Genomic DNA, 15,482 nt, shown 5'->3' with positions numbered 1-15,482 from the left:
GGCGTCAGATCGTCGGCTCGCCGTCCATCGGCGCGACGACCGCCGCACGGGGACTTTCGGGCTGCGGCTCCGGCAGGACCAGCGACAGGAGGATGGCGGTCAGCCCGCTCAGCGTGATCGGGGTGGCGAACACCTGGCGCACGAAATCCGGCAACTGCTGCGTCGCTTCCGGCACCAGCGTCACGCCGAGCCCGAGCCCGAGGCCGAACGAGACGGCCATGATATAGGCCCGGCGCCGGTCGATCTCCTGCGTCGCCAGGATGCGGATGCCGGCTACCGCGATGGTGCCGAACAGCACCAGCGTCGCGCCGCCGAGCAGGGCTTCGGCACCAGCAGCAGCAAATTGCCGATCACCGGAAAGAAGCCGAGCACGGTGAGGATGGCGGCGATGTACAGGCCGACATGCCGGCTGGCGACGCCGGTCATTTGGATCACGCCGTTGTTCTGCGAGAAGGTCGTGTTCGGGAAGGTGTTGAAGATCGCGGCGAGGCCGGAATTGATCCCGTCCGCCAGGATGCCGCCCTTGATGCGGCTGATATAGAGCGGCCCCTTCACCGGCTCGCCGGCAATTACCGAGTTCGCCGTCAGGTCGCCCGTCGTCTCGATCGCGGTGATCAGGTAGAGGAACGCGATCGGCACGAAAAGCCCGAGATCGAAGTCGATCCCGTAGCGGAACGGGATCGGCAGGGTGACGAACGGCCCTCTGCCCAAGGCCGAGACATCGATCCGGCCGAGCAGCGCCGCGACGAGGCAGCCGAAGACCAGGCCGCCCATGATCGCCGAGATCCGCACCATCGGCCGCTTATGGAAGCTGAGCACCAGGATCGCCGCGATGACCACGAGGCCGAGCAGCAAATTGATCGGGTCGCCCAGCGTCTCGCCGGCATTCGCCCCGCCGGCGAAGTCGGTGAAGCCGACCTTGACCAGGCTGAGCCCGATGACGGTGATGACGATGCCGGTCACCGTCGGCGTGATGATCCGGCCGAGCCGCTCGACGAAGCGGCTGAGGACGATCTCGACGAGGCAGCCGACGAGGCAGAGCCCGAAGATCATCGCCAGCACGTCTTCCGGCGTGCCGCCGCGCGCCTTGACGGCAAAGCCGGCCGCCAGGATCGCGCCGAGGAAGGCAAAACTCGTGCCCTGCACGCCGAGGAGCCCGGAGCCGACCGGGCCGAAGCGACGGCACTGGATGAAGGTCGCGACTCCCGAGACGAAGAGCGACAGCGCGACGAGATAGGGAATGTGCTCGCCGAGGCCGAGCACGCCGTCGATCACTAGGGCAGGCGTGACGATGCCGACGACGGAGGCGAGAATGTGCTGGATGGCGGCGAGGGTGCTGGGTCCGGGCGGCGGCGTGTCGTCGAGGCCGTAGATCAGGCCGCTCGTGGGAATTGCCGGATTCTGCGCCATGGCGATGCTCCGCTGTTCAGGGCGCACCGCAACGCGGCGCGAAAGGGCCCCGTCATGCTCGAAGCAGGAACCATGCCATGCGGCAGCGTCGAGATCGCCCCCGAAACGCCGGAAGGGCGGCACCCTTGCGGATGCCGCCCTTCTTCAGGCGAAGTTCGTCAGCGGTGGAGCGACCTCAGAGCGACGGGCGACGCGACCGGCCGAAGATCAGCGACAGCACGAACAGCACGATCGCGACGAAGAAGATGATCTTGGCGATGCCGACGGCGGTGCCGGCGATGCCGCCGAACCCGAGAACGGCGGCGATCAGAGCGATGATCAGGAATGTGATGGCCCAACCGATCATGGTCGGTACTCCTATGTTGTTTGTCTGGCTTACAAACGCGCAGAAGCAGAAAAGGTTCGATTAGGACCGTTGCGAACGTCTCCCGTCGGCCTTGGCCTATCGGCCCGAGTGATGCACGTCCTGCAATCCGTAGACTGGTGTCGCCATCCCGGCCTCACGCGCCTTCAGCTGCAGCGCGAGATAAAGCGAATAGTGCCGCGACTGGTGCAGGTTGCCGCCGTGGAACCAGAGGTTCGGCTGCTGGGTCGGCTTCCACATGTTGCGCTGCTCGCCCTCCCAGGGGCCGGGGTCCTTGGGCGTGTCGGAGCCGAGACCCCAGACCTTGCCGACCCTGTCGGCGACCTCTTGGCTGATCAGGTCGGCCGCCCAGCCGTTCATCGAGCCGTAGCCGGTGGCATAGACGATGAGGTCGGCGGGCAGTTCCGTGCCGTCGACGAAGCGTACGCCGGTTTCGGTGATCTCCTCGATCTCGACGCCGCTCTTCAGCTTGATCTTGCCGTCGATGATCAGCTGCGAGGCGCCCACGTCGATGTAGTAGCCGGAGCCGCGCCGCAGATATTTCATGAACAGGCCGGAATCGTCGGCGCCATAGTCCAGCATGAAGCCGGCCTTCTCCAGCGCCGCGTAGAACTCGGCGTCGACCTCCCGGATCTTGTCGTAGATCGGGATCTGGAACTCGTGGAGAATCCGGTAGGGCAGCGAGGCAAAGATCATGTCCGCCTTGGTCGTGTCGATGCCGCTGGCGACGGCCCGCTCGGAATAGAGGGCGCCGAGCCCGTGCTCCATCAGCGAGTCCGACTTGACGATATGCGTCGTCGAGCGCTGCACCATGGTGACGTCGGCGCCGGCCTCGTAGAGCGCCGCGCAGATGTCGTGGGCGGAATTGTTCGAGCCGATGACGACGGCCTTCTTGCCCTTCCAGGCGTCGGGACCGGGGTGCTGCGAGGAATGGTGATGCTCGCCCTGGAAACGCTCCATGCCCTTGATCGTCGGCATGTTGGGCTTGCCGGACATGCCGGTTGCCAGCACCAGCTGCTTGGGCCGCAGGGTTACCTCCTCGCCGTCCCGGTCGACGACGACGGTCCATTCGCCCGATGCCTCGTCGAAGCTGGCGCTCCTGCAGGTCGTGCGCGACCAGTAATTGAGCTCCATGATCTTCGTGTACATCTCGAGCCAGTCGCCGATCTTGTCCTTCGGGGCGAAAACCGGCCAGTTCTTCGGGAACTCGAGATAGGGCAGATGATCGTACCAGACCGGATCGTGCAGGCAGAGCGATTTGTAGCGCTTGCGCCAGGAATCGCCCGGCCGGTCGTTGCGTTCGACGATGATCGTCGGGACGCCGAGCTGGCGTAGCCGGGCGCCCAGCGCGATGCCCCCCTGGCCGCCGCCGACGATCAGCACGTAAGGCTGGGTCTGGTAGCCGAGTTCGGCCGCCTCCTGCTGGCGCTTCTCCAGCCAGGACTTGCGGCCGGCCTCCGAGCCATGCTCCGCGCCCATCGGCCGGCGATCGGCCAGCGGCTCCTCGAAGCCCTTCAGCTCGGTCATTGCCGTCAGCAGCGTCCAAGCCTTGCCCTCCTTGAGGCGCAGGAGGCCGTTGCCGCGGGCCACCGCCGTTTCGAAGCTGATCCACGCCTCGGTGACGCCGTCCGCCTCGCTCGGCTCGCCGGCGATCGCGAAGTGGCCGGGCTGCACGTCGGCGAGGACCGCCTTCAGCATGTCCCGCACCTCGTCCGGCCCCTCCATTGTCCGGATGTTCCAGGTGAAGGTGACGAGGTCCCGCCAGAAGCTGACGGGTGCGAACATCTCGGCCGCCGCATCCGCGTCGCCTGCCGACAGGGCTGCCTCGAAGGCCTGCAGCCACGCCGTCACGGTCGCACGCGCATCGTTCTCGACCGTTGCCGGCCGTTCCAGTGTCTCGCTCATGGTTCCTCCCGAAGCGAGGCGGTCCGCTTGTCGCGGCCGCCTTCTTGTCGCTGCGCCCAGTCTGCGACAGGCCGGGAAGTCAGGCAAGATGGCGGTGAGGAACGTCGGGAGAGGACGTCCCCAGGGGTCGTCAGTAGCCGCCGGGCAGAATCCGGTCGGGCGGCCGGTGGCCGTCCATCAGCGTGCGGATGTTGATGATCACCTTCTCGCCCATGTCGATCCGCGCCTCGATCGTCGCCGAGCCGAGATGCGGCAGGAGCACCACCTTGTGCTGCTCGGCAAGGCGCAGGAGGCGCCGGTCGATCGCCGGCTCCTCCTCGAACACGTCGAGCCCCGCACCGGCAATGCGGTTCTCCTCCAGAAGCCGGACCAGCGCCTTCTCGTTGATGATCTCGCCGCGGGCGGTGTTGACGATGAAGGCATGCGGCTGGATCAGCGCCAGGCGCCGCGCCGATAGGAGGTGGAACGTCGCCGGGGTCGAGGGGCAGTTCACCGAGACGATGTCCATGCGGGCGAGCATCTGGTCGAGGCTCTCCCAATAGGTCGCGCCGAGTTCGGCCTCGGTCTTCGGACTGACGCGCCGGCGGTTGTGGTAGTGGATCTCGAGGCCGAAGGCCTTGGCGCGCCGCGCGACGGCGGTGCCGATCCGGCCCATGCCGAGGATGCCGAGCTTCTTGCCCCAGATCCGCCGTCCGAGCATCCAGGTCGGCGACCAGCCCGGCCAGCCTTCGCCGGCGGCCAGCAGCATGCCGCCCTCGACCAGCCGCCGCGGCACCGCCAGGATCAGCGCCATCGTCATGTCCGCGGTGTCCTCGTTGAGGACGTTCGGCGTGTTGGTGACGAAGAGATGGCGCCCGAGCGCTGCCTCGACGTCGATATTGTCGACGCCGTTGCCGTAATTGGCGATCAGCTTGAGCCGCGGGCCGGCCTGCTCGATCACCGCCCGGTCGATCCGGTCGGTGACGGTCGGCACCAGCACGTCGGCTTCGCGGACCGCGGCGACGAGTTCGGGCTGCTCCAGCGGCCGGTCGGTCTCGTTCAACCTTGTGTCGAACAGCTCGCACATGCGCGCCTCGATCGGCGCCGGCAGCTTGCGCGTGAGGATCACGAGCGGTTTTTCGCGCATCGTCATCGGCCACGATCCTTTGCAATCAAGACGTTGTTAACCGAAACCGCCGATTATCGCTCCGAGAGCCGAGCGCCCCTCCTAGCAAGCCGGAGCGCCGAAAACAAAGAGTTTCCCGCGCCCCGATCGGCTCGTGGCGCGGAGCGCCGCGCAGCTGAACGGCTGCCGGGTCCATCGCCAGGAGTATCGCCCATGTTCGTTGCCCTTCTCCGCCGTTCGCTCCTCGCTGTGGTCGGCACGGCCGTGCTCGCGACCGGCATGGTCGCGCCGGCAGCCCCGGTGCTCGCCGTCGAGGTCGGCCCGGTCTCGAAGCTGCCGCTGCCGCGCTATGTCAGCCTCAAGTCGGGGCGGGTGAATTTGCGCATCGGACCCGGCCGCGACTATCCGGTCAGCTGGCTGTATCTGAAGCCCGGTCTGCCGGTGGAAGTCGTACAGGAATATGAGCTCTGGCGCCGGATCCGCGATTCCGAAGGCACCGAGGGATGGGTCTATCACTCGCTGCTGTCGGGCGAGCGCACGTCGATCGCCGCTCCTTGGCTGAAGGGCAAGGCGACGATGATCGACGTCCACGCCAATCCGGCGACGGATGCGCCGCTGACGGCGCGGCTGGAGCCGGGCGTCGTCGCCCCGGTGCGGGAATGTGCGTCGGGCTGGTGCCAGCTCGCGGTGATGGATCGCCAGGGTTATGTGCGGCAGCAGGAGATCTGGGGCGTCTATCCGGACGAGAGCTTCCAGTAGGGTCGCCGCCCGCCCCCAGCTTCGCCCGCTCATGAAAAAGGCCCGGATCGTTCGACGACCGGGCCTTTCGTATGCCTGAAAGCAAGTGTCCGTCAGTCGGCGACGACGGCCGTCTGCACCGGTTCGGCCGCGACGCCGGCCGACGCCTTGCGGCGCAACCGCACGACGACGTCGACATTGACGATCTCCATGCCTTCCGGCGGCTCCGGCAGGTGATCGAACCGCAGGCTGCCATCGGGAATGTCGATCATCGAGTTGTCGTCCTCGACGAAGAAATGGTGGTGGTCATCGGTGTTGGTATCGAAATAGGTGCGCTGGCCCTCGGCCGAGAGCGGCCGCACGAGGCCGGCATCGGTGAACTGGTGCAGCGTGTTGTAGACCGTGGCGAGCGACACGGGCTCGCCGGCCTTGTGCGCCTCGGCATAGAGTTCCTCGGCCGAGAGATGACGATCACCGGCGCCGAACATCAGGTTGCAGAGCGCCACGCGCTGCCGTGTCGGGCGAAGGCCCACCGAACGCAGGCGCTCGAACACGCAGAAACGAGTGGGGCTCGGCCGGTTATCCATCGCAAATGCCCGATATTTCGAGTTTTGGTTCAAGCAAGAGGTTTTTACGGAGGCACCCTCGCATACGCAAGACATAATAAGGCACAACGCCTTTCGCCACAAATGCTTTGACGGTTGGCCCCCTTGCGGCCGAATTGATCGCCCGGGCTGCTGCCTGGTGCCGGTTCAGCCGCAGAGCTGCCGAAACGTCTCGACGGCCCGGCCCGAGCCCGCCAGCGGCACGACATAGCGGCCGGCCGGACTCGACACCTCCGCCGAGCGCCCTGCCGCCAGCGCGTCCAGCAGCCCCGCCAACTCTTCAATCGGCGCCCGATGCACGAGTCGCGAGAATTCGCGATCGCCGCCGCCGCGCGCCTGTGCCGCGAAGAGGAACGCCGTCCCGTCGACGCTGACCGGCACGGTGTAGGTGTCGCCCGCCGGCAGATGGGCAGGAAAGCCGGAGAAGGTCAGCTCCGCCTGGCCGCCTGTCGCGCATGTCAGGGAGAGGCCGGTGAACGCGCCGCCCACCGTCAGGCCGGCCGTCTGCCCCGAGACGGTCCAGTTCTGCGCCCCGGCGGGCGCGGCCGCCGCGAGGAAGGCGGCGAGGCTGATGGCGGCGCCGGTCCGGCGGCGGGCATGCGTGGTCATGGGCTGCAATTCATGGGCTACGTTGGTTGCGGGGCAATTGTAACGATTGGACGACAGCCTATCGAAAATCCCCGGCCGCGACCATATTCTGGCTAGGCCCGGCAGTTCGAGGTCCCCCATTGCCGGAATCGCATCGGGGGGACGGTTTCCAGCGCAGTGACAGCCATGCTAAGGGGCCAGCCGACAGCGGCCCGCAGATGGTCGCGCACACGAGGGCGGACACGACGGAACATGGCGACGCAAAAGACCGCATTCGACTACGACGATCTCATCGCCTGTGGTCACGGGCAGCTCTTCGGGTCGGGTAACGCGCAGCTTCCCCTGCCACCGATGCTGATGTTCGACCGTATCACCGAGGTCAGCGAGACTGGCGGCGAGTTCGGCAAGGGAACGATCCGCGCCGAATTCGACGTCAATCCGGACCTGTGGTTCTTCAAATGCCATTTCGAAGGCGATCCGGTGATGCCCGGCTGCCTCGGCCTCGATGCGCTCTGGCAGTTGACCGGCTTCTATCTCGGCTGGCTCGGCGAGCCGGGGCGCGGTCGCGCCCTCGGGGTCGGCGAGGTGAAGTTCACCGGCCAGGTGACGCCGAAGGTCAAGCTCGTCGAATACGGCGTCGAGTTCCGCCGTGTCATGCGCTCGAAGCTGAAGCTTGGTATCGCCCATGGCTGGATGAAGGCCGACGGCGAGGTCATCTACCGCGCCAGCGATCTCCGGGTCGGCCTGTTCGCTGACGCCGAGGCGGAAGCCCCGGCGGGCACGGCGGGCTGATGGGCCGGATGGCAGCGGTAAAAGGGAGCGGGCAATGAGACGCGTTGTCGTGACCGGCATGGGTATCGTCTCCTCGATCGGCAACAATGCCGATGAGGTGACGCAATCGCTGAAAGACGGCCGCTCGGGCATCAGCTTCGCGCCGGAATACAAGGAACTGGGCTTCCGTAGCCACGTCCACGGTCGGCCGAGCCTCGACCCGACGACGCTGCTCGACCGGCGGGCGATGCGCTTCCATGGCGGCGGTACCGCTTGGAACCATGTCGCGATGGACCAGGCGATTGCCGATTCGGGCCTCTCGCCGGAAGACATCTCCAATGAGCGCACCGGCATCATCATGGGCTCCGGCGGCGCCTCGACGGCGACCATCGTCCAGGCCGCCGACACGACCCGGGAAAAGGGTCCGAAGCGCATCGGACCGACCGCCGTGCCGAAGGCGATGTCCTCAACGGCTTCGGCGACCCTCGCCACCTGGTTCAAGATCCGCGGCGTGAACTACTCCATCTCCTCGGCCTGCTCGACCTCAAGCCATTGCATCGGCAATGCCGCCGAGATGATCCAGTGGGGCAAGCAGGACGTGATGTTCGCGGGCGGCTGCGAGGATCTGCACTGGACGCTGTCCGTGCTGTTCGACGCGATGGGCGCCCTGTCCTCGGACTTCAACGACCGCCCGGACGTTGCCAGCCGGGCCTATGACAAGGACCGCGACGGCTTCGTCATCGCCGGCGGCGCCGGCGTGCTGGTGCTGGAGGAATACGAGCGGGCCAAGGCGCGGGGCGCCAACATCCTCGCCGAGATCGTCGGCTACGGCGCCACGTCCGACGGCGCCGACATGGTCGCGCCCTCGGGTGAAGGTGCGGTGCGCTGCATGCGGCAGGCGATCGCGGGTCTCGAGGGGCCGATCGACTACATCAACCCGCATGCCACCTCGACCGTCGTCGGCGACCGGATGGAAGTCCAGGCGATCCGCGAGGTCTTCGGGTCGGACATTCCGCCGATCTCGGGCACCAAGTCGCTGACCGGCCATTCGCAGGGCGCCACCGGCGTCCACGAGGCCATCTATTCGCTGCTGATGATGAAGCACGGCTTCATCGCCGGGAGCGCCCATATCGACGAAGTCGATCCGGAATTCGCCGACATCCCGATCGTTCGGGAGCGGCGCGACGGGGTGCAGCTCGATCGCATCCTGTCGAACTCGTTCGGCTTCGGCGGGACCAATGCCTGCCTCGTGTTCCAGCGCGTGGCGGACAGATGAGCGGAAAAAGCACCATGGGCGATCTGATGGCCGGCAAGCGGGGCCTGATCATGGGCGTCGCGAACCACAATTCCATTGCGTGGGGTGCCGCCAAGGCGCTGTCGGCGCAGGGGGCGGAGATCGCGCTCACCTATCAGGGCGAGGCCTTCGGCCGCCGCGTGCGGCCGCTGGCCGAGGAGATCGGCAGCAGGCTGGTGATCCCCTGCGACGTCGAGGACACCGCCTCCCTCGACCAGGTCTTCGAGACGCTGAAGGCCGAATGGGGAACGATCGACTTCGTGCTCCATGCCATCGCCTTCTCCGACAAGTCGGAGCTGAAAGGCCTCTACGCCGACACGACGCGCGAGAACTTCTCGCGCACCATGCTGATCTCCTGCTTTTCCTTCACCGAGGTCGCCAAGCGCGCCGCCGCGCTGATGCACAATGGCGGCTCGATGGTCACCATGACCTATGGCGGCGCGGTGCGGGTGATGCCGAACTACAACGTCATGGGCGTCGCCAAGGCGGCGCTCGAGGCGTCGGTGCGTTATCTCGCCGCCGATTTCGGCCCGCGCAACATCCGCATCAACGCCGTCTCGGCTGGTCCGGTCCGCACGCTGGCCGGGGCCGGCGTCTCCGACGCGCGGCTGATGTTCAACTTCCAGCGCCGTAACGCGCCGATGCGCCGCAACACGACGATCGAGGAGGTCGGCGGCGCCGTGCTCTACCTGATGTCGGAACTCGCCAACGGGGTCACCGGCGAGATCCACTACGTCGATTCCGGCTACAACGTCATGTCGATGCCCTCGCTGGACGAGCTCAAGGCGCAGGAGCACCGCAAGGCGATCGTCGAGGGCGACGTGCTCCCCGACGACGTCAAGTAAGGCCAGTACCGCCGTCAATCCGGCAGCACGGCCTTGGGCGGCAGCGGAAACAGGCCGACGAAGCGCTCGGCGAGCGCCCTGTCGCCGCTGATCTCCAGTGCACCCTCCGAAGCGAGCGTCTCCAGCGTCTGCCCGCCATAGATCGCCGCGGCGATCATCGGCGGCGGTCCGGCGAAGACGACGTCGGCGCCCTCGGTCGGGCCGGGCTCGATGTCGATCTGCCCTTTTGCCAGATGCGCGACGAAGCGCTCCGCCCCCAGCGCGAAGCCGATCCGCGCGTCGATACAAGCCGCCCGCTCCGGACTCAGCATCGTGCGCAGCGACAACAGCAGCGAAGCGGCGCTGAACGGCAGCGTCGGATCGTGGCTCGGCGAGCGCGCCGCCCAGCGGCCGAGCGCCTGGAAGATCGGCTCGCTCTCGTATCCCCATTCCGTCAGCTCGTAGACCTGCGCCCCCGATGGCGGCGGCAGCTTGCGCCGGATCAGTACGCCGGCCGCCTCCAGCCCCTCCAGCCGTTGCGTCAGCACATTGGCGCTAATCCCGGGCAGGCTCGCCTTGATCGCGCCGAAGCGCTTCGGCCCCCAGTACAGCTCGCGCATCACCAGCAGCGCCCAGCGTTCGCCGATCAGGTCGAGGGCATGGGCCGCTGCGCAGGAATCGTCATAGTGGCGGCGTCGGCGGGTGTCAGGCAGTTCAGTTATTTTTTCTAACTTCATGGTTGTCATTTATAACTTGATGAGGCATGACTAGCAAACGAAACCCGAGGAGGAGTGCGGGTCATGGCAGGGATGGAAGCACGCGCCATACGCGACCTGATCGACGCGCGGAACGACGCCGTCCGCGCCGGTGACACGGCCCGCGCCATGGCTGCGATGGCCGAGGACGTGGTGACCTTCGATCTCGCGCCGCCGCTGCAACTGGCCGGGGCGCCGGCCCGCGACACCGCCGGCATGGAAGAATGGCTGGCGACGTGGGATGGCCCGGTCTCCGTCGTGATGCCGGAGCCGACGGTGGTCGTCGAGGGCGACATCGCCTTTGCCCACGGCCTCAGCCGGATGCGCGGCACGAAGCGCGGCGAAGGCCCGGTCGACCTCTGGTACCGCTCCACGCTTTGCCTGAAGCGCGGCACCGACGGCTGGACGCTGCTGCACGAGCACCATTCCGTACCGATGAAGATGGACGGCAGCGGCCTCGCCGCCACCGACCTTCGCCCCTGACTCCCGCTTGCCGAACTGGAGGAAGTCCGATGCCCAGAATGATCTTCGTCAACCTGCCGGTGGCCGACCTCGACCGCTCCATCGCCTTCTACGAGGCGATCGGGGCGAAGCGGAACCCGCAATTCTCCGACGACACCGCCGCATGCATGGTGTTTTCCGACACGATCTACGTGATGATCCTCACCCACGCGAAGTTCGCGGGCTTCACGCCGAAGGCCATCGCCGATGCCCGCGCCACCAGCGAGGTCCTGATCGCTTTGTCGACCGATGACCGCTCGGCGGTGGACGCGATGGTCGATGCCGCCGCGCGGTCCGGCGGGCGGGCCGACCCCGTCCCGGCCTAGGATCACGGCTTCATGTACAATCGCAGCTTCGAGGATCCGGACGGCCATATCTGGGAACCAATGTGGATGGACCCTGCCGCGGTGGCGGGAAATGAGGAAACGCAGGCGGCGTGAACCGCTGAGAAGGCGCGCCCGGTAAAGATCAGGGAGGAAGAGCATGGACTATATCGACGGATTCGTGGTGCCCGTCCCGGCCGAGAACCGGGAGGCCTATCGCGCCCTGGCCGCGAAGGTCGCACCGTTATTCATGAAGCACGGCGCCAAGCGCCTGGTGGAATGCTGGGGCGACGACGTGCCGGACGGCAAGGTCACCGACTTCCGCGGCGCCGTGAAGGCCAAGGAGGGAGAGGTCGTGGTGTTTTCCTGGATCGCCTGGCCGGACAAGGCGACGCGCGATGCCGGCATGGCAGCGTTCAGGGAAGATCCCGAGATCAAGATGGAGGGCGAGATGCCCTTCGACGGCCAGCGGATGATCTTCGGCGGCTTCGAAACCATTGTGGACGAGGCCGGCTAGGCGGGCGATGGACCAGCCGCTCGCCAGCGGCCGTCACGTCGGATGCTGCCGATAGGGCTGGGCGGGCTTGCTGGCGGCTCCGGCGACCGGTTCACCGCCACGGCGCCGTCGCATCCAGCCACTGCCGCGTCCGCGCCTCCGGATCGGCATGGCGCGTCACGTCGGTGACGACGGCGGCGCAGTCGGCGCCGGCCGCGAAGATGTCCGGCAAATTCTCCGCGGTGATGCCGCCGATCGCCACGAGCGGCAGGTCGCCGACAAGCTCGCGCCACCGCGTCAGCCGGGCCGGCGTCTGCGGCGCCCATTTCATCGCCTTGAGCTTGGTCTCCCAGATCGGACCGAGCGCGACATAGTCCGGCTTTGCGGCGAGCGCGATGCCCAGCTCCGCCCGGTCATGCGTGCTGATCCCGAGCCGCAGCCCCGCCGCCCGGATGGCGGCCAGATCGGCGTCCGCCAGATCTTCCTGGCCGAGATGCACGAAGTCGCATTGCTCCTCGATCGCCAGTTGCCAGTGATCGTTGACGACCAGCGTGCAGCCGTAGGCCGCGCAGACCGCCCTGGTCCGCCGCACCGCGTCGCGCAGCCTGTCTGGTTCCATGTCCTTGGCGCGCAGCTGCAGCAGCTTCACGCCGACCGGCACCAGAAGCTCGGCCATCTCCGCATCGTCGACGATCAGGTAGAACGGGTCGAGCCGGGTCATTCGCCGCCACCCAGCATCGCCTGGCCGAAGGTCGGCGTCGAGGGCGCTGCCATGTCGCGCGGGTCCATCGGGTCCGCCAGGTAGGCGAGGCGCCCGGCCTCGATTGCCTGGGCAAAAGCTTGCGCCATGGCGGCCGGATCGCCGGCCCGCGCGACGGCGGTGTTGAGCAGCACCCCGTCATAGCCAAGCTCCATCGCGGCGGCGGCATGCGAGGGCAGGCCGAGCCCGGCATCGACGATCAGCGTCAGTTCCGGGAAATAGGCACGCAACTGGCGCAGCCCGTAGCGGTTGTTGAGGCCGAGCCCGGAGCCGATCGGCGCGCCCCACGGCATCAGCACGCGGCAACCGGCCTCCACCAGCCGGTCGGCGACCGACAAATCCTCGACCGTGTAGGGCAGGACCTTGAAGCCGTCCGCGACGAGGATCCGCGCCGCCTCGACCAGGCCGAACACGTCCGGCTGCAGCGTCTCGGCGTCGCGCACGACTTCCAGCTTGATCCAGTCGGTGGCGAAGACCTCGCGCGCCATCTGCGCCGTCGTCACCGCCTCGCGCGCCGAATGGCAGCCGGCCGTGTTCGGCAGGACACGAACGCCGAGGTCGCGGATCAGCGACCAGAAGGCCTGGCCGTCCCGCGCGGCCCCGGACTCGCGGCGCAGGGAGACCGTCACCACGCTGACGCCGGCGGCCTTGACCGCATCGGAGAGCACCTGCGGCGAGGGATAGAGCGAGGTGCCCAGCATCAGCCGCGAGCCAAGCCGCGTGCCGTAGATATCCATGCCGTCCGGCATGGTCGCGGATCCGTCCATGCGGCTCAGCCTCCCTTCATCGGGGCAATGATCTCGACCGCGTCGCCCTCGGCGATCGGCGTCGCGGCGCGCGCCTCGCGGGGGACGAAGTCGCGGTTGAGCGCGGTGGCGACGATCGCGCCCTCGTAGCCGAGCTCGGCTAGCAGGGCCTCAAGCGTCGCAGCCGCGACGTGCTGGGCCTCGCCGTTGACGGAGATGTTCATGAGGCAGCCTTCAGTCTTTCGCCGAGGATGTGGGAGACGGCCTCGTCGGCCATTGCAGGCGACAGCAGGAAGCCGTGGCGGTAGAGCCCGTTGACGCTGACGACGCGGCCATCGCGCGACACCCGCGGCAGATTGTCGGGGAAGGCGGGCCGGAGGCCGCTGCCGGTCTCGACGATCTCCGCCTCGGCGAAGGCCGGATGCAGCGCATAGGCGGCGTTGAGAAGGTCCACCATCCCGCGCGCGGTGACGCTGCGCCGGTCGTCGGTCTCCACCACGGTGGCGCCGACCATGAAGAGGCCGTCGCCGCGCGGCACGACATAGACCGGCCAGCGCGGATGCAGCAGCCGAACCGGGCGTGACAGCGAAACGTCCTGGGTCCTCAGGATCAGCATCTCCCCCCGCACCGGCCGCAGCGCCGGGATCTCCCCGGCAGCCGCGGACCCACGGCAGTCCACCACGACGTCGTGGTCGAGCGCCTGGGGGGCGACGGTGCTGCCGAAATGGATCCGGCTTCCGGCGCTGGTGACCCGCTCGGCGAGATTCTCCAGCGCCAGCCTTGGATCGAGATGGGCTTCCTCGGCGAAGAACAGCGCCTCGCCGAAGCGGCCGGCGAGATCCGGCTCCAGCGCGGCGATCCGCTCGGCCCCGATCCGCTCGTGGCCGGCTGTCCGGCGGGCGAAGCGGGCGAGGTCGCCGCGATCGCGCGCGGGCGCCACCACCAGCGTGCCGCCCCGCCGGACGTCGGGAACGGTCGCGGCCCACCACTCGATTCCGGCATGCCCTGGCGCAACGATGCCGGGGCCGGCATCCTCGGCCTCGCAGAACGGCGCCAGCATGCCGCCGGCGAGCCAGGAGGCGGCCCCCGCTCCGAGCCGATCAGACGCCTCGAAGAGGTCTGCCGTCTGCCCGCGCTCGGCGAGCTTCGCCGCCGTGACCAGCCCCGCGGCGCCGGCGCCGATGATGGCGATGCGCAGGGTCACGCCGGTCCCGTGCCGAGGGTGCTCGTCAGGTTGCCATGCATCGCGTCCTCCGTCTTTGTCGGGTCGCTTGCTGACGAAAGGGATGGAAATACCGCGCATGACCCGCTGATCGGGGTCGCAGACACCATCCCTCCGCCAGTGCAAACTGGATCAGGTTCGAAGGGTCGCCACGCACACGGGGTGGCCTCTCAGTTCCCTGCCGGAACTCCCCTTGGATGGGCGGAATCTGTGGGTGCGGGTCGGCCGTGTCAACGGTGTCGACGAATTACTCGCGGAATGACGAAGCCGGCCGGGCAGTCGGTCCCCATGCGTCGGCTACCGCAGCTTCAGCGAGTGGGTGCCGACGTTCCTCATGGCGTCATCCTCGGGCTTGACCCGAGGACCCATGCCAAACCGTCGCCGCCGCCGACCGCCGTTCAGAACTTGGCTCCCCACCTCGATCGGAGCGGCAGTTGCCGCGCGGAGGAATGGGTCCTCGGGTCAAGCCCGAGGATGACGCCGGTGAGGATGCGGGCACTCTCACCCGTACGGAATCCGCCGCGCCCGCCGCCGCCGGCGCATGCGCACCGCGCCGTGGCAACTCGCGCCGACGGCCCAGCCGAGCCCGAAGCCGGCCAGCGTCAGCAAGAGGCCCTCCAGCGACACCGGCAGCGCCGGGCGGTAGTCCTCGCCGGTCCGTCCGGCGATCGCCCAGTCCGGATCGCCGGCGGCGATGAACGGCCGGGAGAGCGGGGCAGCCTCGATGAGGTCGCGGTAGCGCCGCTCGACCGCCTCGTAGCGGGCGATGGTGGTGGCGGCGTCGGCGCCCTGCCGCACGACGAGCGTGTCGGCGTGGGCGCGCAGGCGTTCCAGCGCCTGCTGGCGCGACAGCGAGAAGGTCCGGGCGCTGTCGTCGAACCGGGCGACGACCTGCCGGAGCTCGTCCGCCGCGCCGCCCAGCCGCTGCACATATTGCTGGGTGAACTCGACCGACTGGCTGAAGGTCAGGCCGAGAAGGATGGCCGCAAAAAGGCGTATCAGCAGTGCCGACATCATGCGTTCTCCGTTCGCCTCACCCGCCCTCGCATGACAACGACGCGCGGGGCTTGCCGAT

At 67.9% G+C, this 15,482-nt stretch carries 17 protein-coding genes, 2 pseudogenes and 1 riboswitch; of the genes and pseudogenes, 7 read left to right on the top strand and 12 right to left on the bottom strand.

Annotated features, from left to right (window positions below):
- Nucleotides 1-4: 4 nt before the first annotated feature.
- The 4 genes and pseudogenes from GTW51_RS06655 to GTW51_RS06640 form a co-directional block, all read right to left on the bottom strand.
- Nucleotides 5-1,410: pseudogene (locus GTW51_RS06655) on the bottom strand (uracil-xanthine permease family protein).
- Nucleotides 1,411-1,585: 175 nt separating this feature from the next.
- Entirely contained in the window at nucleotides 1,586-1,756 is a 171-nt protein-coding gene (locus GTW51_RS06650; RefSeq protein ID WP_163043121.1) for a DUF1328 domain-containing protein, read from the bottom strand.
- Between the two features lie 96 nt (nucleotides 1,757-1,852).
- Nucleotides 1,853-3,679: an NAD(P)/FAD-dependent oxidoreductase gene (locus GTW51_RS06645; RefSeq protein ID WP_163043120.1), complete on the bottom strand. Its 1,827-nt coding sequence runs from the start codon at nucleotides 3,677-3,679 to the stop codon at nucleotides 1,853-1,855.
- Between the two features lie 130 nt (nucleotides 3,680-3,809).
- Nucleotides 3,810-4,811, bottom strand: coding sequence for a 2-hydroxyacid dehydrogenase (locus tag GTW51_RS06640; RefSeq protein WP_163043119.1), 1,002 nt, complete (start codon nucleotides 4,809-4,811; stop codon nucleotides 3,810-3,812).
- A 186-nt stretch (nucleotides 4,812-4,997) separates the two neighbouring features.
- On the opposite strand from GTW51_RS06640, the gene GTW51_RS06635 reads away from it, so the two are divergent.
- On the top strand, nucleotides 4,998-5,543 hold the full coding sequence (locus tag GTW51_RS06635) for an SH3 domain-containing protein (protein ID WP_163043118.1): 546 nt from the start codon (nucleotides 4,998-5,000) through the stop codon (nucleotides 5,541-5,543).
- Nucleotides 5,544-5,635: 92 nt separating this feature from the next.
- On the opposite strand, the gene irrA is transcribed toward GTW51_RS06635, so the two are convergent.
- The gene (irrA, locus tag GTW51_RS06630; RefSeq protein WP_163043117.1) at nucleotides 5,636-6,109 is read right to left on the bottom strand and encodes an iron response transcriptional regulator IrrA; all 474 of its coding nucleotides are present in this window, start codon (nucleotides 6,107-6,109) and stop codon (nucleotides 5,636-5,638) included.
- A gap of 165 nt (nucleotides 6,110-6,274) precedes the next feature.
- Entirely contained in the window at nucleotides 6,275-6,736 is a 462-nt protein-coding gene (locus GTW51_RS06625) for a hypothetical protein (RefSeq protein ID WP_163043116.1), read from the bottom strand.
- A 231-nt stretch (nucleotides 6,737-6,967) separates the two neighbouring features.
- On the opposite strand from GTW51_RS06625, the gene fabA reads away from it, so the two are divergent.
- Genes fabA through fabI form a run of 3 tightly spaced genes read left to right on the top strand, consistent with a single transcriptional unit; the run spans nucleotide 6,968 to nucleotide 9,625 of the window.
- Nucleotides 6,968-7,507, top strand: a complete 540-nt coding sequence (gene fabA / locus GTW51_RS06620; protein WP_163043115.1) for a 3-hydroxyacyl-[acyl-carrier-protein] dehydratase FabA — start codon at nucleotides 6,968-6,970, stop codon at nucleotides 7,505-7,507.
- Between the two features lie 34 nt (nucleotides 7,508-7,541).
- Nucleotides 7,542-8,762: a beta-ketoacyl-ACP synthase I gene (fabB, locus tag GTW51_RS06615; protein WP_163043114.1), complete on the top strand. Its 1,221-nt coding sequence runs from the start codon at nucleotides 7,542-7,544 to the stop codon at nucleotides 8,760-8,762.
- Between the two features lie 14 nt (nucleotides 8,763-8,776).
- Entirely contained in the window at nucleotides 8,777-9,625 is an 849-nt protein-coding gene (fabI, locus tag GTW51_RS06610) for an enoyl-ACP reductase FabI (RefSeq protein WP_163043113.1), read from the top strand.
- 14 nt (nucleotides 9,626-9,639) lie between these two features.
- Here fabI and GTW51_RS06605 read toward each other — a convergent pair whose 3' ends face one another.
- Nucleotides 9,640-10,341 (bottom strand): winged helix-turn-helix transcriptional regulator, encoded by a 702-nt coding sequence (locus GTW51_RS06605; RefSeq protein WP_163043339.1) that lies wholly within the window; start codon nucleotides 10,339-10,341, stop codon nucleotides 9,640-9,642.
- A 63-nt stretch (nucleotides 10,342-10,404) separates the two neighbouring features.
- Here GTW51_RS06605 and GTW51_RS06600 point away from each other — a divergent pair, with 63 nt between their 5' ends.
- The 3 genes and pseudogenes from GTW51_RS06600 (at nucleotide 10,405) to GTW51_RS06590 (ending at nucleotide 11,700) form a co-directional block, all read left to right on the top strand.
- Entirely contained in the window at nucleotides 10,405-10,842 is a 438-nt protein-coding gene (locus GTW51_RS06600) for a YybH family protein (RefSeq protein ID WP_163043112.1), read from the top strand.
- A gap of 29 nt (nucleotides 10,843-10,871) precedes the next feature.
- Nucleotides 10,872-11,300 (top strand): annotated as a pseudogene (locus GTW51_RS06595) (VOC family protein).
- A 43-nt stretch (nucleotides 11,301-11,343) separates the two neighbouring features.
- Entirely contained in the window at nucleotides 11,344-11,700 is a 357-nt protein-coding gene (locus GTW51_RS06590) for a DUF1428 domain-containing protein (protein ID WP_163043111.1), read from the top strand.
- Between the two features lie 91 nt (nucleotides 11,701-11,791).
- Here the strand turns inward: GTW51_RS06590 and GTW51_RS06585 are convergent, their stop codons facing one another.
- From GTW51_RS06585 to GTW51_RS06565, 5 genes are all read right to left on the bottom strand, one after another.
- Nucleotides 11,792-12,400: a thiamine phosphate synthase gene (locus GTW51_RS06585; protein ID WP_163043110.1), complete on the bottom strand. Its 609-nt coding sequence runs from the start codon at nucleotides 12,398-12,400 to the stop codon at nucleotides 11,792-11,794.
- Nucleotides 12,397-13,206 (bottom strand): thiazole synthase, encoded by an 810-nt coding sequence (locus GTW51_RS06580; RefSeq protein WP_246232719.1) that lies wholly within the window; start codon nucleotides 13,204-13,206, stop codon nucleotides 12,397-12,399. The genes GTW51_RS06585 and GTW51_RS06580 overlap by 4 nt, the downstream gene beginning before the upstream one ends.
- Nucleotides 13,207-13,211: 5 nt before the next feature.
- On the bottom strand, nucleotides 13,212-13,409 hold the full coding sequence (gene thiS, locus GTW51_RS06575) for a sulfur carrier protein ThiS (RefSeq protein WP_163043109.1): 198 nt from the start codon (nucleotides 13,407-13,409) through the stop codon (nucleotides 13,212-13,214).
- Nucleotides 13,406-14,383 carry an FAD-dependent oxidoreductase gene (locus tag GTW51_RS06570; protein WP_203565953.1) on the bottom strand — a complete coding sequence of 326 codons (978 nt, stop codon included), beginning with the start codon at nucleotides 14,381-14,383 and terminating at the stop codon, nucleotides 13,406-13,408. Before GTW51_RS06570 ends, thiS begins: the two co-directional genes overlap by 4 nt.
- Nucleotides 14,384-14,499: 116 nt before the next feature.
- Nucleotides 14,500-14,611: riboswitch (TPP riboswitch) on the bottom strand.
- Nucleotides 14,612-14,908: 297 nt separating this feature from the next.
- Nucleotides 14,909-15,424, bottom strand: a complete 516-nt coding sequence (locus GTW51_RS06565) for a DUF2937 family protein (protein ID WP_163043107.1) — start codon at nucleotides 15,422-15,424, stop codon at nucleotides 14,909-14,911.
- Nucleotides 15,425-15,482: the final 58 nt, after the last annotated feature.

It is taken from the genome of Aurantimonas aggregata, assembly GCF_010500835.1.
GTDB lineage: Bacteria > Pseudomonadota > Alphaproteobacteria > Rhizobiales > Rhizobiaceae > Aurantimonas > Aurantimonas aggregata.
The sequence above is the reverse complement of the archived record's forward strand: the minus strand, read 5'-3'. Positions and strand labels throughout refer to the sequence as shown.

Bases quoted from the DNA above. Each gene is read 5' to 3' on its own strand.
- GTW51_RS06650 (WP_163043121.1), bottom strand. From the start codon at position 1,756: ATGATCGGTTGGGCCATCACATTCCTGATCATCGCTCTGATCGCCGCC.
- GTW51_RS06645 (WP_163043120.1), bottom strand. From the start codon at position 3,679: ATGAGCGAGACACTGGAACGGCCGGCAACGGTCGAGAACGATGCGCGT.
- GTW51_RS06640 (WP_163043119.1), bottom strand. From the start codon at position 4,811: ATGACGATGCGCGAAAAACCGCTCGTGATCCTCACGCGCAAGCTGCCG.
- GTW51_RS06635 (WP_163043118.1), top strand. From the start codon at position 4,998: ATGTTCGTTGCCCTTCTCCGCCGTTCGCTCCTCGCTGTGGTCGGCACG.
- irrA (WP_163043117.1), bottom strand. From the start codon at position 6,109: ATGGATAACCGGCCGAGCCCCACTCGTTTCTGCGTGTTCGAGCGCCTG.
- GTW51_RS06625 (WP_163043116.1), bottom strand. From the start codon at position 6,736: ATGACCACGCATGCCCGCCGCCGGACCGGCGCCGCCATCAGCCTCGCC.
- fabA (WP_163043115.1), top strand. From the start codon at position 6,968: ATGGCGACGCAAAAGACCGCATTCGACTACGACGATCTCATCGCCTGT.
- fabB (WP_163043114.1), top strand. From the start codon at position 7,542: ATGAGACGCGTTGTCGTGACCGGCATGGGTATCGTCTCCTCGATCGGC.
- fabI (WP_163043113.1), top strand. From the start codon at position 8,777: ATGGGCGATCTGATGGCCGGCAAGCGGGGCCTGATCATGGGCGTCGCG.
- GTW51_RS06605 (WP_163043339.1), bottom strand. From the start codon at position 10,341: ATGAAGTTAGAAAAAATAACTGAACTGCCTGACACCCGCCGACGCCGC.
- GTW51_RS06600 (WP_163043112.1), top strand. From the start codon at position 10,405: ATGGCAGGGATGGAAGCACGCGCCATACGCGACCTGATCGACGCGCGG.
- GTW51_RS06590 (WP_163043111.1), top strand. From the start codon at position 11,344: ATGGACTATATCGACGGATTCGTGGTGCCCGTCCCGGCCGAGAACCGG.
- GTW51_RS06585 (WP_163043110.1), bottom strand. From the start codon at position 12,400: ATGACCCGGCTCGACCCGTTCTACCTGATCGTCGACGATGCGGAGATG.
- GTW51_RS06580 (WP_246232719.1), bottom strand. From the start codon at position 13,206: ATGGACGGATCCGCGACCATGCCGGACGGCATGGATATCTACGGCACG.
- thiS (WP_163043109.1), bottom strand. From the start codon at position 13,409: ATGAACATCTCCGTCAACGGCGAGGCCCAGCACGTCGCGGCTGCGACG.
- GTW51_RS06565 (WP_163043107.1), bottom strand. From the start codon at position 15,424: ATGATGTCGGCACTGCTGATACGCCTTTTTGCGGCCATCCTTCTCGGC.